Origin of the sequence: Acinetobacter chengduensis, assembly GCF_003664645.1 — a bacterium.
Classification (GTDB): domain Bacteria; phylum Pseudomonadota; class Gammaproteobacteria; order Pseudomonadales; family Moraxellaceae; genus Acinetobacter; species Acinetobacter chengduensis.
Map to the genome: position 1 here is coordinate 150,125 of NZ_RCHC01000002.1, position 16,580 is coordinate 166,704.

The 16,580-nt window shown below is 40.8% G+C and carries 15 protein-coding genes; 6 read left to right on the forward strand and 9 right to left on the reverse strand.

Annotated features, from left to right (window positions below):
• The first annotated feature begins 35 nt into the window (after nucleotides 1–35).
• A complete protein-coding gene (locus D9K81_RS02285; RefSeq protein ID WP_120373847.1) occupies nucleotides 36–731 on the forward strand; it encodes an HAD family hydrolase in 696 nt (231 codons plus the stop codon).
• 165 nt (nucleotides 732–896) lie between these two features.
• Here D9K81_RS02285 and D9K81_RS02290 read toward each other — a convergent pair whose 3' ends face one another.
• From D9K81_RS02290 to D9K81_RS02310, 5 genes are all read right to left on the reverse strand, one after another.
• Nucleotides 897–2,084, reverse strand: coding sequence for an ammonium transporter (locus D9K81_RS02290; RefSeq protein ID WP_120373846.1), 1,188 nt, complete (start codon nucleotides 2,082–2,084; stop codon nucleotides 897–899).
• Between the two features lie 502 nt (nucleotides 2,085–2,586).
• Nucleotides 2,587–3,312, reverse strand: coding sequence for an amino acid ABC transporter ATP-binding protein (locus tag D9K81_RS02295; protein WP_171406859.1), 726 nt, complete (start codon nucleotides 3,310–3,312; stop codon nucleotides 2,587–2,589).
• 14 nt (nucleotides 3,313–3,326) lie between these two features.
• On the reverse strand, nucleotides 3,327–4,010 hold the full coding sequence (locus D9K81_RS02300; protein WP_120373844.1) for an ABC transporter permease subunit: 684 nt from the start codon (nucleotides 4,008–4,010) through the stop codon (nucleotides 3,327–3,329).
• Nucleotides 4,010–4,753: an amino acid ABC transporter permease gene (locus D9K81_RS02305; RefSeq protein WP_120373843.1), complete on the reverse strand. Its 744-nt coding sequence runs from the start codon at nucleotides 4,751–4,753 to the stop codon at nucleotides 4,010–4,012. Before D9K81_RS02305 ends, D9K81_RS02300 begins: the two co-directional genes overlap by 1 nt.
• 68 nt (nucleotides 4,754–4,821) lie before the next feature.
• Nucleotides 4,822–5,772: a transporter substrate-binding domain-containing protein gene (locus tag D9K81_RS02310; RefSeq protein WP_120373842.1), complete on the reverse strand. Its 951-nt coding sequence runs from the start codon at nucleotides 5,770–5,772 to the stop codon at nucleotides 4,822–4,824.
• A gap of 625 nt (nucleotides 5,773–6,397) precedes the next feature.
• Here D9K81_RS02310 and D9K81_RS02315 point away from each other — a divergent pair.
• The 3 genes from D9K81_RS02315 (at nucleotide 6,398) to D9K81_RS02325 (ending at nucleotide 9,757) form a co-directional block, all read left to right on the forward strand.
• Complete coding sequence (locus D9K81_RS02315) at nucleotides 6,398–8,068, forward strand: sensor domain-containing diguanylate cyclase (protein ID WP_120373841.1); 1,671 nt, start codon at nucleotides 6,398–6,400, stop codon at nucleotides 8,066–8,068.
• Between the two features lie 88 nt (nucleotides 8,069–8,156).
• On the forward strand, nucleotides 8,157–9,179 hold the full coding sequence (locus D9K81_RS02320) for a molecular chaperone DnaJ (RefSeq protein WP_120373962.1): 1,023 nt from the start codon (nucleotides 8,157–8,159) through the stop codon (nucleotides 9,177–9,179).
• Between the two features lie 209 nt (nucleotides 9,180–9,388).
• Complete coding sequence (locus D9K81_RS02325) at nucleotides 9,389–9,757, forward strand: endonuclease domain-containing protein (protein WP_120373840.1); 369 nt, start codon at nucleotides 9,389–9,391, stop codon at nucleotides 9,755–9,757.
• A 144-nt stretch (nucleotides 9,758–9,901) separates the two neighbouring features.
• On the opposite strand, the gene D9K81_RS02330 is transcribed toward D9K81_RS02325, so the two are convergent.
• Together D9K81_RS02330 and D9K81_RS02335 are read right to left on the reverse strand one after the other, a co-directional pair.
• Nucleotides 9,902–10,864: a DUF6414 family protein gene (locus D9K81_RS02330; protein ID WP_120373839.1), complete on the reverse strand. Its 963-nt coding sequence runs from the start codon at nucleotides 10,862–10,864 to the stop codon at nucleotides 9,902–9,904.
• A 64-nt stretch (nucleotides 10,865–10,928) separates the two neighbouring features.
• A complete protein-coding gene (locus D9K81_RS02335; protein WP_120373838.1) occupies nucleotides 10,929–13,823 on the reverse strand; it encodes a valine--tRNA ligase in 2,895 nt (964 codons plus the stop codon).
• Between the two features lie 178 nt (nucleotides 13,824–14,001).
• On the opposite strand from D9K81_RS02335, the gene D9K81_RS02340 reads away from it, so the two are divergent.
• Together D9K81_RS02340 and D9K81_RS02345 are read left to right on the forward strand one after the other, a co-directional pair.
• Nucleotides 14,002–14,667 carry a hypothetical protein gene (locus tag D9K81_RS02340; RefSeq protein WP_120373837.1) on the forward strand — a complete coding sequence of 222 codons (666 nt, stop codon included), beginning with the start codon at nucleotides 14,002–14,004 and terminating at the stop codon, nucleotides 14,665–14,667.
• Between the two features lie 40 nt (nucleotides 14,668–14,707).
• Nucleotides 14,708–15,514, forward strand: coding sequence for an SDR family NAD(P)-dependent oxidoreductase (locus D9K81_RS02345; protein ID WP_120373836.1), 807 nt, complete (start codon nucleotides 14,708–14,710; stop codon nucleotides 15,512–15,514).
• A 178-nt stretch (nucleotides 15,515–15,692) separates the two neighbouring features.
• On the opposite strand, the gene D9K81_RS02350 is transcribed toward D9K81_RS02345, so the two are convergent.
• Together D9K81_RS02350 and D9K81_RS02355 are read right to left on the reverse strand one after the other, a co-directional pair.
• Nucleotides 15,693–16,127 (reverse strand): YbjQ family protein, encoded by a 435-nt coding sequence (locus D9K81_RS02350; RefSeq protein ID WP_120373835.1) that lies wholly within the window; start codon nucleotides 16,125–16,127, stop codon nucleotides 15,693–15,695.
• Nucleotides 16,128–16,131: 4 nt separating this feature from the next.
• On the reverse strand, nucleotides 16,132–16,488 hold the full coding sequence (locus tag D9K81_RS02355; protein WP_120373834.1) for a YbjQ family protein: 357 nt from the start codon (nucleotides 16,486–16,488) through the stop codon (nucleotides 16,132–16,134).
• Between the last annotated feature and the right edge of the window lie 92 nt (nucleotides 16,489–16,580).

Below are 16,580 nucleotides of genomic sequence, written 5' to 3' on the forward strand. Positions count from 1 at the left end.
AGTCATTTCCAGCTGTCTTTGTAGGTCAGTTCTCTATGTCTATTCGCGCCGTAATCTTTGACTTAGACAACACTTTAACGCATCGTGATTTAAGTATCGTTGCATATAGTCAGTTTTTGGCTACGCGTTATGCCAGCAGTCTCATTGCACCAGACCTTGGGCAAATCAAGCAGATTATTAATTCAATTGATCGGGGTGGCTATCCGCTTGCCAAAGATTTAACCCACCCAAGTATTGGTGCTTCGGTGGCCTATGCATTACAGCAACAACTCAATTGGCAACACCAGATTGATTTTGATGAACTCACCCAATGTTGGTTTCATTTTTTTGGCGCACACGCTGTAGCAATGCCTGGGGCAGTTGAGCTGTTGAGCCAACTTAAAGCAAAAGGCTTTCAATTGGCTGTGGTATCAAATGGTGGACATGCCACCCGTTTAAATATTTTAAAAGGCTTAGGCTTCGAAGCGTATTTTGATCTAATCGTCAGCTCTGAGTTGGCGGGTGTGGCAAAGCCGAATACACAGATTTTTCACTACACACGTGAACAATTGGGCCTAGAAGCAACACAGTGTCTATTTATTGGTGATCATCCTATTAATGATGTATATGGCGCACAGCAAGCGGGTATGCAAGCGCTATGGCTGGAAGGTTTTCATGAAGATACAATAGATATTTTGCCCGAGCAACGCATTCAACATTTAGTTCAAGTTTGGCAATTTTTAGCGACTTAATTTTAGGCTAAGTCGATCTAAAGCTATTTTAACTGCTTTAAGCCCGCTGGCCAGTACCGTGCAAATTGAAAATATGAACAATTTTGAGATAAAAAAATTGGATAATCCTAAAAATCATGGATTATCCACTTGAAGGTTAAGCGATTATTTTGAATAAATATGAGTTCAGAACATATTATCTTCTGAGTTGGCGGTAATACGGTGAATAGATAAATCCGCACCACGGAATTCTTCTTCTTGGCTCAGACGAATACCCATCATCGCTTTGAGTACGCCATATACGCAGAAGCCTCCAGCCAAGGCAATTACAATAGCAAAGACTGTGCCAAAAACTTGGGAAAGCATTGAAACACCGCCTAAGCCACCGAGCCATTTTTGCCCAAATAATCCGACGGCAATACCGCCAAAAGCGCCACATACACCATGTAATGGCCATACACCCAATACATCGTCAATTTTGAGTTTATTTTGTGTGTAGGTAAATAATTTGACGAAGATGACACCTGCTACCATACCAATGAACAGCGCACCAATAGGGTGAACAATATCTGAGCCTGCACAGATGGCCACTAATCCTGCCAATGGGCCGTTGTGTAAAAAGCCTGGGTCGTTGTCGCCCACTAAATGAGCTGCAAATGTACCACCGACCATTGCCATGAGTGAGTTAATGGCCACCAGACCTGAAATGGCATCTAAACGTTGTGCACTCATTACGTTAAAGCCAAACCAACCGATGATTAAAATCCAAGAGCCGAGGGCAAGAAAAGGAATTGAAGACGGTGGGTGTGCACTAATTCGGCCATCTTTTTTATAACGGCCATAACGTGGTCCAAGTAAAATAACCGCAGCAAATGCAATCCAGCCCCCCATTGCATGCACCACTACGGAACCTGCAAAGTCATGGAAGCTCGCACCAAAAGTTTGAGCGAGCCATGCCTGAATCCCTAAATTGCCATTCCATGCAATGCCTTCAAAAAATGGATAGACCAAAGCGACCAAAATAAGTGTTGCGATGGCTTGAGAGCGCATTTTTGCACGCTCGGCAATTCCACCAGAGACAATGGCAGGGATAGCCGCTGCAAAGGTTAAGAGGAAGAAACAGCGCATTAAGTTATAGCCATGATCTGCGGCTAAAGTGGTTCCAACATGGAAAAAATGTTGACCATAAGCGATGTAATAGCCTACAAAAAAGTATGCAATGGCTGAAATGGCAAAGTCAGAGAGAATTTTACTCAGTGCATTGACTTGGTTTTTATGGCGAACTGTTCCAAGTTCTAAAAATGCAAAGCCTGCATGCATTGCAAGCACTAAAACAGCACCAAGGAGGAGAAATAATAAATCTATATTTTGCATGGAGTGCTCCAATATAGTGCGGTGTATCACAAAAAGAAGTTCAGTATAGCGAGCAAGTACTTTTGGAAAAGGGGGGAGAGCAAGGGAAATTTTGATTAATATATTTCAAAAACTTACAAGACTCGATATAAGGCAAATTAGTATATAAAGCACTATAATGGTGCAATTATTAAATATATTGAATTCTGATAAATATAATAAATATTAATCATTTATATATAATTTTAAGGCATTTTTATTTGTATGAATTGCAATAGTGCATGTTTAGCACAAGTCAAAAATTTAAAGAGAATCTTGATCTGCGATGAATAGCATAGGTATTTAAAGTGATATTGGTGCTTTTATTAAAAATATGGGCTTGTCGAGCAATGATCTCAGTTGTGAGTAAAATAATATTGGAAAATACTTTAAATTCTAAAAGTTAAAAAACCATGACAATCAAGAATTGTCCGAATGTCATGGTTTTTATGTATATGGTTGCTGACTAAATACATGGTTAAATTTAGTGCAAAATCTTATTTAAGAATTGCTGAGCACGTTCACCTCGTGGTGCATTAAAGAATTCATCTTTACTGCAATCTTCCACAATTTTGCCTTGATCCATAAAAATAATACGATCCGCAACTTGGCGGGCAAAGCCCATTTCATGCGTGACGCACATCATGGTCATGCCTTCTTTGGCTAAGCCAACCATCACATCCAATACTTCATTAATCATTTCTGGATCAAGCGCAGAAGTTGGCTCATCAAATAGCATTGCAATGGGGTCCATGCTTAAAGCGCGGGCAATGGCAACACGTTGCTGTTGGCCACCAGAGAGCTGTGCTGGAAATTTGCTTGCATGCGCGCTGAGACCAACACGATCTAAATAAGCAAGCCCTTTCTTTTTGGCTTCTTCTTCAGAACGACCCAATACTTTCACTTGTGCAATGGTGAGGTTTTCTGTAATGGATAAATGTGGAAACAGTTCAAAATGCTGAAAGACCATGCCGACACGACTGCGCAGTTTACTGAGGTCAGTTTTGGGGTCATGAATGCCAATGCCATCGACAGAAATTTCACCTTGCTGAAAAGGTTCAAGACCATTCACGGTTTTAATGAGCGTTGACTTACCTGAGCCTGAAGGGCCACAGACGACCACCACTTCGCCTTGTCTGATCTGCGTGGTGCAATCGGTCAGCACCTGAAAATCTTTGTACCATTTACTGACATTTTGGAGGTCAATCATCACTTTTTGTTCACTCATACAGTTAACCTCCGTTGTAATTTTTTGACTGCATAGGTTGCAAGCATGCTGATGGTAAAGTACACCAAGCCAGCGAATAGAATGTATTGTGTCAGCAACGACATTAAGTCACCGCGGACGTAGTTGGTACGGAAAAAGTCCAAAAGTCCAATGGCATAAACCATGGTGGAGTCTTGAAATAAAATAATGGTTTGTTGTAGGAGCAAGGGTGTCATTTTGCGAAATGCTTGAGGCAAAATAATTAATCGCATGGTTTGCGGATAAGTCATACCCAAGGCATAAGCCGCAGAGCTTTGACCCTTTGGAATAGACTGAATACCTGCACGGACAATTTCGGAAAAATAAGCCGCCTCAAATAGCATAAAAGCCACAATACTTGATACTAATGCTGTATCAATAGTGAGGTAATTGCCTGTGATACCTGTATATATAAACGGTACGGCAAAATAAAACCACATCAGTACCAGTAGTAGTGGAATCGAGCGAAATAAGTTGACATAGCCTTTAGCAAACCAGTTTAAGGCTTTGATGGAAGAGAGTCGCATCAGTGCCAATAATGTGCCAATAATGACGCCGCCAATCGCGGCACTTACCACCACTTTTAATGTAATGCTCAGGCCATGCCAAAGTGCGGGCCAAGATTGTTGTAAATCCTGTGTAAACGCAGTGAGCCATTCCATCATTTATCTCCTGCGATTAAGCCTGGAACACGCAAGCGTTTTTCCAGAAAGTTCATAAATGCAATCAGGCAAATATTAATCAAAATGAATGCTATGGTGACGTAGGTATAGATTTCGATAGTATTTTGCGTGTATTCACTGATGGTTTTCATTTGTGAAATAATTTCCGCCACGCCCACTAAAGAGGCAACCGAGGTGTTTTTTACACAGTTAGTCAGCTCTGAACTGAGCGGAGGCAAAATGGTACGAAATGACTGTGGCAAAATAACGTAGCGGTATAACTGCGTGGTACTAAAGCCCATCGCATAACCTGCATTGGTTTGACCCTTTGGAATCGCTTCGATACCTGTACGAACCTGTTCACAAACACGGGCTGCAGTAAATAATCCTAAGCCGATACTGGCAGAAATAAGCGCAGTGGTGTTGGCACCTAAGTCATTGATCCACCAATTTCGAATAGCTTCTGGCAAGAAATTTGGTACCACATAGAACCAAATAAACAATTGAACCAGTAATGGAATATTACGGAAAATGGTGACATAAGCAGTGCCGATTGAGCGGGCGAATGGGCTAGGTAGTGTGCGCATAATGCCTAAAATGCTACCCAGTACCATCGCAATACTCCACGCGACAGTAGCAATGACCAGTAGCCAGCCTAAGCCCGTGAAGACCCAGTTCAGGTAAGTGGTATCGCCAATGCCTGTGGACTGGAACAATACGCCCCAATTCCAACTATAATTCATAGTGACTCCTTTTACGGCGTCAGCCAAACAACTTTGGCTGACGCAGAGGCATGTATGGCGGTTAAGGGTTAAGCATCACGGTCATGCGGGTTGCTAATGAGCTGTTTGAGCTGTTCAGACATTTCGAAGTTTAAGTTGATATTTTTAGGTGGAATAGGGGATTGGAACCACTTCTTATACATTTGGTTGATTTCACCAGTGCTATATACCTCTTTAATGGCGCCATCGACCACTTGTTTGAAGCCTGTGTCACCTTTACGGAGCATACAGCCATACACTTCGTGAATTGGCGGTGTTCCCACAATTTCCCATTTATTCGGATCTTTGGCTTTCGACTTTTCGCCAGCCAGTAAAATATCGTCCATCATAAAGGCAGCAGCGCGACCGTTTTGCAACATGAGGAAAGACTCGGCATGGTCTTTCGCGGAAATGACTTCGCCAATGCCGAGCTCTTTTTCATGCTGACGAATATAGCGCTCTGAAGTTGTGCCCGCTGTGGTCACTAATTTTTTGCCTTTTAGGTCAGCAAAGTCTTTTACCCCTGAGTCTTTGGCAGTGAGCAGGCGAGAACCGACTTCAAAAAATCCGACTGAGAAATCAACTTGTTGTTGGCGTTCTTTATTGTTGGTGGTTGAACCACACTCTAAGTCGACAGTACCGTTAGAGACAAGTGGAATACGGTTTTGGCTGGTCACTAGGTTATAGCGAACTTTCAGGTCTGGCATATTCAGCTGTTTTTTCAGGGCTTCAACTACTTTAAGCTGTAAATCATGCGCATAGCCCACAGGCTGGTTTGGATTGTCTGCAATATACGAAAAAGGAATAGATGAGTCGCGGTAGCCCAGCACAATCGTGCCTGACTTTTTAATTTTATCTAGCGTGCCGGAACTAGAGGATGCTGTTGCATCTGAACTTGCGCCTTGTTCTGCTGAAGGTGCTTTGTTGTTGCCACAAGCGGTTAAGCCAAGCATTAGGGAACTGGCGCAAAAAAGCGCGGTCAGTGTACGTTTTTGTGTCATGAGCAAAACTCCTTTTATTGTGCTGCATTGATTGCTTTAATTTTGGATAAACTTTTTAAATCTTTTGTTATGCAAAAAATGCTTTTCTCTTATGTATGAAAAACATACTAAAAATCATCTTAAGCGAGATTCGAATATTTGCTCAAGCAAAATTCTTTACCGATTTGTTAACGTTAACTCGTTAGGAATTAACATAATTTCAAATTCGGCTTTAGGAGAAAGATGGAGCAAAAAATATGCCATGCTCACTTTTTTGCAGTGGATTTTATGTGCAGAAGTGCTTGTGTTTATAGTGTTTTTATCAATCAAAGCCATTCTTTGATCATGGTTTTGTTTATTTTAATAAGATTCTAAATCATTTGAATTTTGAACGTATTTTAAGCAAATCACGCTTTTTTAGCGTCATGTTTTGGCTTATATGTATAGACCAAAGTATGAGCATGACAAAATCTAATTTGCTTGCCTACATACATTCGAGTGTTGAGTATTTGAATGCTTCACGTAGATCGAGTACTAAAATTTGCCAAGAAAAAATACAGAAGGTGAGCTTCTGGGCAGACGGAGCTGTTTTTTTTGTTATATAGTTATTCTTAAATCAATTACTTGAGTACTGGAGCTACGTGGAATGCTGAATGTAGATACTTTCCGCAACCGCCTGCTAATTTTGTTTGCGGGCTTGGCATTTATATTGGGCCTAGTCATTACCCTCTATATTGGTCACAAAGCCTCTGCGCAGATGACCAAAGCCAGTGCTCAAACCTTAAATTTGGTCGCAAAAAGCATTAGTACAACTTTGGCTAACTCGCTGACGGAACGTGAGCGAGAAATGATACTACTGAGCGATTCGCCATTTTTTATGGCAACAGATTTTAAAAATCCGCAACTACAACTTAAGTTGGATCAAGTTAAAAGCTCTTATAAATATTATGCGTGGTTAGGCATTGCCAATGTGGATGGCGTGGTAGAAGTCGCTGCAGACGGCATGCTTGAAGGAGCGGATGTATCTGCACGCCCTTGGTTTAAGGAAGGCTTACAGCGCGTTTATTTGGGCGATGTACACGAAGCGATTTTACTAGCCAAGAAGCTCAAAGCCATTAACCCGAATGAACCAATGCGTTTTATTGACTTTGCAACGCCAGTGTACGATGCCAAAACTCATAAAATTCGAGGTGTACTGGCTGCACATGCGGATTGGAGTTGGGCCAGCCAAGTGCTACAAAGTGCGTTACCAAAAGATGCTGCACAGCAGGGCATTGAAGTCTTTATTGTAAATGGCAAAGGGGAAATCCTGTATCCATACAAGAGTATTGGACAAGTCCAATTACCTGATCAAAAGACTTTAGCGCAGGGAACTTTTATAGATGATTGGCATGAGGGGCAAAACTATGTCACTACAGATGTGCCAGTCGTGTCAAATACACAAATGAGCATGGGCTGGCATGTGATTGTACGACAGCCCGTATCGGCTGCATTGGCAGATGTACGCGCCATGCAAAAGCAAATTGGCTTAATTGGTCTGATTGTCACATTACTCATGCTGGTGGTGACGTACCGTTTGGCGAATCGCTTCAGCCGTCATATTGAAAATCTGGCAAAAAGTGCTTATGCGGTAGAAAAAGGCCAAGATGAAGTTCATTTTGACGCGCAAAGTAGTATTCGTGAAATTAAATGGCTTTCGCAGTCTTTGAATAGCATGACCACGACACTATTGACCCAAAAGCACCAGTTGGTCGAGGCAAATGCCACCTTAGAGCAGAAAGTACAAGAGCGTACATTGGCTTTAAAAGAAGCCAATTCAGAATTGGAAAAATTAGCACATCATGACGGTTTAACTGGACTATATAACCGCCGTGCATTTAATGACTATTTGAGCTATTTATTTGGTCAATTTCAGCGAAATGATCTGGCCTACGCCGTATTGCTGATGGATGTGGATTTCTTTAAAAAGGTCAATGATAGTTTTGGGCATGAAATAGGGGATCATGTGCTACAGAGCGTTGCGAGCCTACTAGCAACGGCTGTGCGTTCGACAGACTTTGTGGCGCGTTTTGGTGGTGAAGAGTTTATTGTATTATTACCAGCAACCACTTTAGACGGTGCGGTGCTATTGGCTGAAAAAATCCGCCAAAGCATAGAAAATGAAAGCATTATTCAAAACCACCAAATTACAGCAAGTATTGGGGTGAGTTGGGCTTTGGCTTCGGATCAAGACGCGAATGAGGCCATCCGCCGTGCAGACCAATGTTTATATACAGCCAAAAAACAGGGCCGTAATCAGGTGGTGTCCGAAGTCTAAAACATTTTAGGCAAAATCTATACATAGCAACTGTGCTCTACATTTGGGGCATAAGTTGCTACAATTTTTCTTTTGTTTTATGCCTGCTATGTCTTTTGATTTAAAAACCATAGTTCAAACCCAGATTGAGTTGTCTAAGCCTGAGCAAAAACTGAATCGTTTAATTGATCAAATCGAACAGCAAAAGTTGTTGCTTGCATCATGGCAAGAAGCCAAAGATGAAATTCGTGCCTACAGCCAAAAGGCTTTGATGCCAGCTTATCGGGATTTATACAATACGCTGTATGCGCAAATGCAATGTTTATGGAATAGCCAGAGTGCTTATAATTTAAGCAAGTCGGACGCAGTACAAGTTGATAACAAGATTCAAGCTTTGGCGCAGTTATTAAACGATTCAAACATGCTAGAGCAGTATCAGCTTGATGAAGTGGCAAAGTTGCATGCTTATTATGCGCAAGCCCAAGAATATGCACAGATGAAAAAGAATAAAAAGAAAGTTATGGATTTAGAAGAGGATTCATCTTGGCCCGATGATGCAATAGACGATTGGAATCATGAGCCGTATCAGCAGGCACGTGAGCAAGCTAAACTCAAACGCCAACAAGATAAGCAAGCACAAGCCGAAAAGTTAGTCAATCAATCGCTAAAAACGGTATATTTAAAAATAGCCTCAATCATTCACCCTGACCGTGAACAGGATGAAGCGAAAAAGATAGAAAAAACTGAACTGCTACAACGTGCCAATGAAGCATACGAACAAGAAGATTTATTCTTTTTACTTAAACTGCAACTTGAAATTGAGCAAAGCAAACATGCATCAAATAAGGGTTTGGGTGCAGAGCAAATCAAGTTTTACCAACAAGCTTTGGAGGCGCAAAGCCAAGCTTTAAAGCAACAAATTCAGCAATTGATTGATTCACTGGTTTGGTCAAATAAAGCCAAAATTGCGGTGCAGAAGTCGAAAGGGCAACTGAATATTCAAAACTTGTATAAGCAGATTGATGCGGATGTGTCGGCGGTGAAGCAACAGTTAAAAGCTGAAAAGCAAAGGTTGATGTATATGGGGAAAGAGAGTGGGTTGGAGATGTTGTTGGAGCATGGGGTTTTGTAATTTTTAAAATCACCTCTCCCTAGCCCTCACTTGCGCTTCGTTTTAAAGCACTGCTTTAAAACTCGCTCAGGAGAGGGAACTTCATTGTGTGTCTAATGATTGGTGAATATTTAATGAATTCTCCCACTCCCTATGGGATGAGAAGCACTGCTTCGCAAGGGGGGTGAGGGAAATCTGCTATAATCATCAAAAATAAAAATAAATTCCACATGAATAAAAAAATAGATCCCCAACTACTCACCTTCGCCAAATCCATGCGCCACACCGCCACCGATGTAGAACATCTGATGTGGCAAATACTTCGTGCGAAGCGATTTATGAATCTGAAATTCCGTCGTCAGCATGTGATTGCGCCGTATATTGTGGATTTTTACTGTCATGAAATTGGTTTAGTGATTGAGTTGGATGGCGGTCAACATGGAACAGATGATGCAGTTGAATACGATGCTGAACGTACCAAGTTTTTAGAGGCTTTGGGATTAATGGTGGTTCGGTATTGGAATCATGATGTGTTGAGTCAGACGGATGTGGTATTGGAGGATTTGTGGAATGTTTGTTCTGAGTTGAAAGTAAATTAGTAATGAAAGCTCCTTCTCCCTACGGGAGAAGGCGGGGGATGAGGGTTTCTAAAATTAAAAGCACCTCTCCCTAACCCTCTCCTAAAAGGAGAGGGAACTTCATTATGAAATCAAATGACAGCTCCCTTTACCTGTGGGTGAGCGTTATATACATACTGACATTGCTCTTATTCTGAGAGCAGGTCCATCTATATAAATTTCAAGTAAAAGACTGATAATTGAAAAAGCTGTTTCTTTTAGCTCCATTAGGCTTTTAATTCGTTCTTCTCCTAGAGGTGCATTATCTAAATTTTTAGCAGTTTCAACTAAAACAGTGATTTTCTGCACGAGTGTTAATAAAGGGGTAAGTATATTTCTTTGTAATAAATTAATTCTATCTTCAGAATCAATCGTCTTTGTAATTTTACCGATAATTGTAAATCGACCATCATTGAGTTGAGATTTTAATTTATGTGGATTTGAATTATCTAAATCAAGATCAACAACACCTATACATCGGTCACCTTGGTAAATTAACATTTCTAATAAGTTTGATTCTAAGTAACTTTTTTCTAGTTCTGAAATAAGATTTTTGAGCAACTCAATAATGTCTTTATTCAACTGTTGTTGATTTGGGCTAACTTTTTTTTGATTTTGTTTATTAGCATTTAAAAAAACAAGTAAATAGTGGAGCTGTGGCGAAATCATTTTCAAAATTTGTAGCAATTCAAAAAAATCTACAGGTTTCATATCAGCTTCAATAGCAATATATGGTTTTTCTCTCAAATTTTCTTCGAAACTACTAAAATTTTGTATTAGCTTATCTGTGTATAATCTTTTTAGTACTTTCATGTGAATAGCACCTAGAGATATATTTCTAATAGAGTTTGATGAAAAGCTTGAAGTATTTTTGTAATTTAACTCTGCATTAATTTTACCATCTAATTTCCCAACAAGGTCTGTAATACCATTAGATGCTAAGTTTCCTTCAGAGCCTAAGTTTTTATCTGAGCCATTTTCATTTGCTTCATGTATTTCTTTACTAAATTCTATTCCATCAAATAAATATCCAGCACAGTTGAGTAGCATTTTTTCATTGAGATAAATAGGTTCTAATAGTTCTTTCATTTGAAATAATAAAGGGCTGAATAATCAGCCCTTTATACACAAATTAGATCAAACTAACAACACTTTACAGCGCTGCAATTTGCTCCATATTCGCTTTAATCTTCGCTAACTGATCAGCAAATTCAGCAAGTTTCACTTTCTCGCCTTCAACCACAGCAGCAGGTGCTTTCGCCACAAAACCTTCATTGCCCAATTTAGTGGCAATTTGGTCATGTTGCTTTTGAACTTTGTCTAAGTCTTTTTGTAGACGACCCAATTCAGCTTTAGGGTCAATTAAACCCTTCATTGGAACGAATACAGATACGTGACCAACAACACTCGATGAAGACAATGGTGGTTGTTCACCATCAGCCAAGAAAGTAATGCTTTCAACTTTCGCCAATGCTTTAAACAATGCTTCAATACGTGTGATCTGTGCTTTTTCCGCATCAGTGGTATTTTGCAGAAGAACTGGTAATAAACGCGCATTACCTAGACCCATCTCACCACGGATGTTACGTACCGCACCAATCAAACCTTGAAGCCATTGCATATCCGCTTCAGCTTGTTCATTAATCAATGCTTGTTCAGCAACAGGGTACTGAGCCAACATGATTGTTTCGCCTGAAATGTTGAGTTTCGGCGCAAGTGTTTGCCAGATTTCTTCTGTTAAATATGGCATTAACGGATGTGCAAGACGTAAAGATGCTTCCATCACCGCTAGCAATACACGACGAACTTCAGCTTTACGCTCAACCGATACATTTTCATCATTTAGAACAGGCTTAGTCAGCTCTACATACCAGTCACAGTATTCATTCCAAATGAATTCGTAAATTGCTTGAGCAGCTAAGTCTAAACGGTAAGTCGCAAATGCTGTTTGTACTGCTTGTTCCGCTTTTTGCAGACGGCTCACGATCCACTGTTCAGGCAATTCCCAAAGGTCTTGACGAACTTCTTGACCAATCACTTGCTCTTCGCAGTTCATCATCACGAAACGCGTTGCGTTCCAGATTTTGTTGGCAAAGTTACGGTAACCTTCAACACGTTTCATGTCGAACTTAATGTCACGGCCAGTATTTGCAAGCGCACAGAATGTGAAACGAACTGCATCTGTACCGTAAGATTGAATACCTTCAGGGAATTCTTTACGGGTTGATTTTTCAATCTTAGCCGCTTGTTTCGGGTTCATCAAACCAGTCGTACGTTTTTGTACTAAAGTTTCTAAATCCACACCGTCAATCAAGTCTAATGGGTCAAGCACGTTACCCTTAGATTTAGACATCTTCTGACCTTCGCCATCACGTACCAAACCATGTACATACACAGTTTTGAACGGAACTTGCGGCGTGCCATCTTCATTTTTCATGAAGTGCATGGTCATCATGATCATGCGGGCAACCCAGAAGAAGATAATGTCGAAACCAGTAACAAGCACATCAGTTGGGTGGAAAGTATTTAAGAAGTAGTTTTCTTTGTCTTTTGCTTCATCGCCAGTCCAACCTAAAGTTGAGAATGTCCAAAGACCAGATGAGAACCATGTATCCAATACGTCTTCGTCTTGATCCAATTGAACATCAGCAGGGATGCCGTTTTTCTCACGAACTTCTGCTTCGTTACGACCCACGTAAACATTGCCGTCTACATCGTACCAAGCTGGAATACGGTGACCCCACCACAATTGACGCGAAATACACCAGTCTTGAATGTTGTTCATCCAAGCCATGTACATGTTGCTGTATTGCTCAGGTACAAATTTGATGTCGCCATCTTTAACCGCTTTAATTGCAGGCTCAGCAAGTGGTGCAATTTTTACGTACCATTGGTCAGTCAATAATGGCTCAACAATCACGCCTGAACGGTCACCGCGAGGTGGTTTCAATGTGTAGGGTTGAATTTGATCTAACCAGCCTTCAGCTTCTGCTTGAGCAACCAATTGTTTACGTGCAGCAAAACGCTCTAAACCAACATATTCTGCTGGAGCAGGAATGGTTTTAGAAATTTGCTCACCTGCTTTCGCGATGTATTCAAATTCAGCCAACACTTCAGCATTTTTGTTGAAGATGTTGATGATTGGCAATTCGCAACGTTTACCGACTTCATAGTCATTGAAGTCGTGTGCAGGAGTGATTTTCACACAGCCAGTACCAAATTCTTTGTCTACATATTCGTCTTTAACGATTGGAACAGCACGGCCCGTAATTGGCAAGATAATGTTTTTGCCTACAAGCGCTGCATAGCGTTCATCATCAAGTGCAACTGCAACCGCCGTATCACCTAATAATGTTTCAGGACGAGTTGTTGCGACAACAATGTGATCTTTGCCATCGTGGGTACGAATTGATTTATCTTCAAAGAAATATTTGAAGTGCCACAATGAACCTGCTTCTTCTTTATCAGACTCAACTTCTAAATCAGAAAGGGCAGTTTGTAATTTTGGATCCCAGTTAACTAGGCGTTTACCACGGTAGATCAAGCCATCTTCGTGTAGTTTTACAAATACTTCTTTTACAGCATTAGATAAACCATCATCCATGGTAAAGCGTTCACGTGACCAGTCTACAGATGAGCCTAGACGACGAATTTGACGGGTAATGTTACCGCCAGATTGTTCTTTCCATTCCCATACTTTTTCAATGAACTTTTCACGGCCAAGGTCATGACGGCTTACGCCTTGCGCACCCAACTGACGCTCTACAACCATTTGCGTTGCAATACCTGCGTGGTCAGTACCTGGTTGCCAAAGCGTGTTTTTGCCAGACATACGGTTATAACGAGTCAAAGCATCCATGATGGCATTGTTAAAACCATGACCCATGTGCAAGCTACCAGTGACGTTTGGTGGCGGAATCATGATACAAAAAGATTCACCTTTTTGAGATGGCTTAAAATAGCCACGCTCTTCCCAAGTTTGGTACCATTTTTTTTCGATCTCAGTCGGATCGTAGGTTGTCGCGATATTTTGCGCTGAATCAGTCATAGTCTAAACAGATCAAAAGTGGATAAAAAATTGCGTCTATTGTAGCAAAAAAAATGATGATTTAGGGATGTTGCAAGAATGTAAACTTTCGCCAATTGGCAGTGCGAATGCCAAGCATTATGATAGGCTTTAACCAAAGCACATTAAGATTGCTGAACACTATAATAAGGAGGGCGTTATGAGCTATACCATTTTTCTAAAAATTCAGCCTGAAACACACCAACGTTTTATGGGCATCTATGAACGAATGAATGCAAATGATGAAGATAGTCTGGCAAAGCCCTTAGGTGAAAATTTAGCAGATATCGCTTGTGATATTATTGATCAAGTATTTGGAAATATTGCCAAAATGTCCAGTTCTAGTGATCATGAATCTGAAAAAATTATTAATCAAATTACAGAAATGACCCGTAAATATATGCCGTGGTCTGTATCATTTTTTGGCAATGAACGCTTAAAACCTATGGTGAATTATCTGCATAATTTGACCGTCGATCAAAATGGCGACACTTATGTAACTTACCCAGTAGATAACGCTCTTATCGTAGAGTTAATGGGCTGTGTAGAACAAATGAGGCAGGGCAATAACCAATATGTACCGCCAGCATTAAAAGCATTTACAGAAGTGGTCGATTTAGGGGTAACGCATTTAATTCGTGAGCCTAAAAAAATGCTGAAATTTAATATGGTGGTGGATAAAACTTTAAATGGTGTGATTAATTTAACCACTCAGCTGGGCTATAAGCGCTTTGATAAGCTGGGGTCGATTTACGATGCTCAAGCGATGAGTCCGTATTTTGATCATTTCATTGGTTTTATTCAGCCAGAAATAGTTAAAAGCTAAGCATCAATGTATGTATAGCCTGTATAAAAGGAAAAAGGGCATGGCGCAACAGAAATCTTTAAAAGATAAAGTAGTTTGGATTACAGGCGCATCGTCTGGTTTAGGTAAGGCACTGGCATCTGAGTGCGCATTACAAGGTGCGCAGGTGGTGCTTACTGCGCGTCGTCATGACGCTTTGGAAGACGTACGGGCTGGGTTGATTAACCCTGAGTTACATTTATCGGTCGCTGCCGACATTACCAATGAAAGCCAAGTGCTTCAAGCCTATGAACAGGTTTTACAATCTAAGGGCCGTATTGATTGGCTCATTAACAATGCAGGTTTAAGCCAGCGCGCGCTGATTTCAGAAACCACCATGCAAACTGAGCGTGCCATTATGGAGTTGGATTACTTTTCACAAGTGTTCTTAACCAAAACAGCGTTGCCGTCATTTTTACAACAAAAATCTGGACGTATTGTTTTTGTGTCCAGTGTAGCAGGCCTATTAGGTACGCAGTATCGTGCTTCATATTCGGCTGCTAAAGCCGCTATTCACTTATGGGCCAATAGTTTACGTGCCGAAGTAGCGGCTGATGGGGTAGATGTATCGGTGATTTTCCCTGGTTTTGTCAAAACCAATGTATCTATTAATGCTTTAAATGGCGAAGGTAAAGCCCAAGGCTTTGATAATGAAGCCACGGCCAATGGCCTTGAGGCAGACGAATTTGCCAAAACTGCGGTGAAGGCATTATTGGCTGGTGAAGAATATATTGTGGTTGGTGGTCGTAAAGAAAAACTTGGTGTTGCAGTATCACGCCTTTCACCGAGCACACTGTATAAAATGATTCGTAAAATGAAAGTGAAATAATTTTTTTGATTGATATCAAATTTAAAAAGCGTCTCTGTTTAATTCTAAGCGTCATTTACAGTTTATTTTTAAATGACGCTTTAAAATTTATTTAGCAGATAGAGTTTTAATGATTAAGTTAAGGTCTCCATGAATCACATAACTTGCAATTTCTCTGTTTCAGAGGGTAATAGTTAAATTATTTTTGAATTGCAGTGCCGTATGCAAATACTTCAACCATACCGCCGTCCATACCCATTTCGGTGGTGCTAAGACGTAAACCTAAGATTTCAGATGCTCCCATCTTTTCTGCTTCTAACTTTAAGCGCACAACAGCTTCTCGTCTGGCACGTTCTACCACAGTTTCATAACTGCTGAGATTGCCACCGAAAAAATTCTGAATATTGGCAATCACATATTTAAAATAGTCATGCGAAATCACTACATTACTGCTGATCATTTGACCTGAATATTCGCTGGTTTTAAAACGGCTACTGTCTAAGCGAATATAGGCGAGGCGTTTTTCCTGTATTTCAAGTTCAGCCAAGTGCTTACTTTCGGCACGTCGTCCGAAGCCCCAGCCGACTGCAAACAAAATTACAAAAATCGCAATTTTGAATAAAAATGCATCCATAGCCTTAGCCTTGAGTCGGGAATGGGTCAGGTAGTTTCGATTGGTTAGCTTCTACCCGTACTGCAGTACCATAAACAAACAGTTCAGATGCACCTTGTGCGATGTTCGAAGTGGAGAAACGAATACCGACCACAGCATTTGCACCCAATGCTTGCGCCTTTACGATCATGCGGTCCATGGCCTCTTTGCGCGATTCTTCGAGCAGTTCGGTATAAGCTGTCAGTTCGCCACCTACAATATTTTTCAGACCTGCCAATAGGTCACGTCCGACGTGTTTGCTGCGTACGGTGCTCCCATAAACCACATCGAGCTGTTGTGTAATAGTATGGCCTGGGACAGTTTCAAGATTACTGAGTAGCATTTTTGTTGATCAATCAAAAAAGAATATAGTGAAGATAGAAAAGTTACCGTTAAAAAGCAATAAAAAAGCCCACCGAAGTGAGCTCTTTGTAG

Bases quoted from the DNA above. Each gene is read 5' to 3' on its own strand.
- D9K81_RS02285 (WP_120373847.1), top strand. From the start codon at position 36: ATGTCTATTCGCGCCGTAATCTTTGACTTAGACAACACTTTAACGCAT.
- D9K81_RS02290 (WP_120373846.1), bottom strand. From the start codon at position 2,084: ATGCAAAATATAGATTTATTATTTCTCCTCCTTGGTGCTGTTTTAGTG.
- D9K81_RS02295 (WP_171406859.1), bottom strand. From the start codon at position 3,312: ATGATTGACCTCCAAAATGTCAGTAAATGGTACAAAGATTTTCAGGTG.
- D9K81_RS02300 (WP_120373844.1), bottom strand. From the start codon at position 4,010: ATGGAATGGCTCACTGCGTTTACACAGGATTTACAACAATCTTGGCCC.
- D9K81_RS02305 (WP_120373843.1), bottom strand. From the start codon at position 4,753: ATGAATTATAGTTGGAATTGGGGCGTATTGTTCCAGTCCACAGGCATT.
- D9K81_RS02310 (WP_120373842.1), bottom strand. From the start codon at position 5,772: ATGACACAAAAACGTACACTGACCGCGCTTTTTTGCGCCAGTTCCCTA.
- D9K81_RS02315 (WP_120373841.1), top strand. From the start codon at position 6,398: ATGCTGAATGTAGATACTTTCCGCAACCGCCTGCTAATTTTGTTTGCG.
- D9K81_RS02320 (WP_120373962.1), top strand. From the start codon at position 8,157: ATGTCTTTTGATTTAAAAACCATAGTTCAAACCCAGATTGAGTTGTCT.
- D9K81_RS02325 (WP_120373840.1), top strand. From the start codon at position 9,389: ATGAATAAAAAAATAGATCCCCAACTACTCACCTTCGCCAAATCCATG.
- D9K81_RS02330 (WP_120373839.1), bottom strand. From the start codon at position 10,864: ATGAAAGAACTATTAGAACCTATTTATCTCAATGAAAAAATGCTACTC.
- D9K81_RS02335 (WP_120373838.1), bottom strand. From the start codon at position 13,823: ATGACTGATTCAGCGCAAAATATCGCGACAACCTACGATCCGACTGAG.
- D9K81_RS02340 (WP_120373837.1), top strand. From the start codon at position 14,002: ATGAGCTATACCATTTTTCTAAAAATTCAGCCTGAAACACACCAACGT.
- D9K81_RS02345 (WP_120373836.1), top strand. From the start codon at position 14,708: ATGGCGCAACAGAAATCTTTAAAAGATAAAGTAGTTTGGATTACAGGC.
- D9K81_RS02350 (WP_120373835.1), bottom strand. From the start codon at position 16,127: ATGGATGCATTTTTATTCAAAATTGCGATTTTTGTAATTTTGTTTGCA.
- D9K81_RS02355 (WP_120373834.1), bottom strand. From the start codon at position 16,488: ATGCTACTCAGTAATCTTGAAACTGTCCCAGGCCATACTATTACACAA.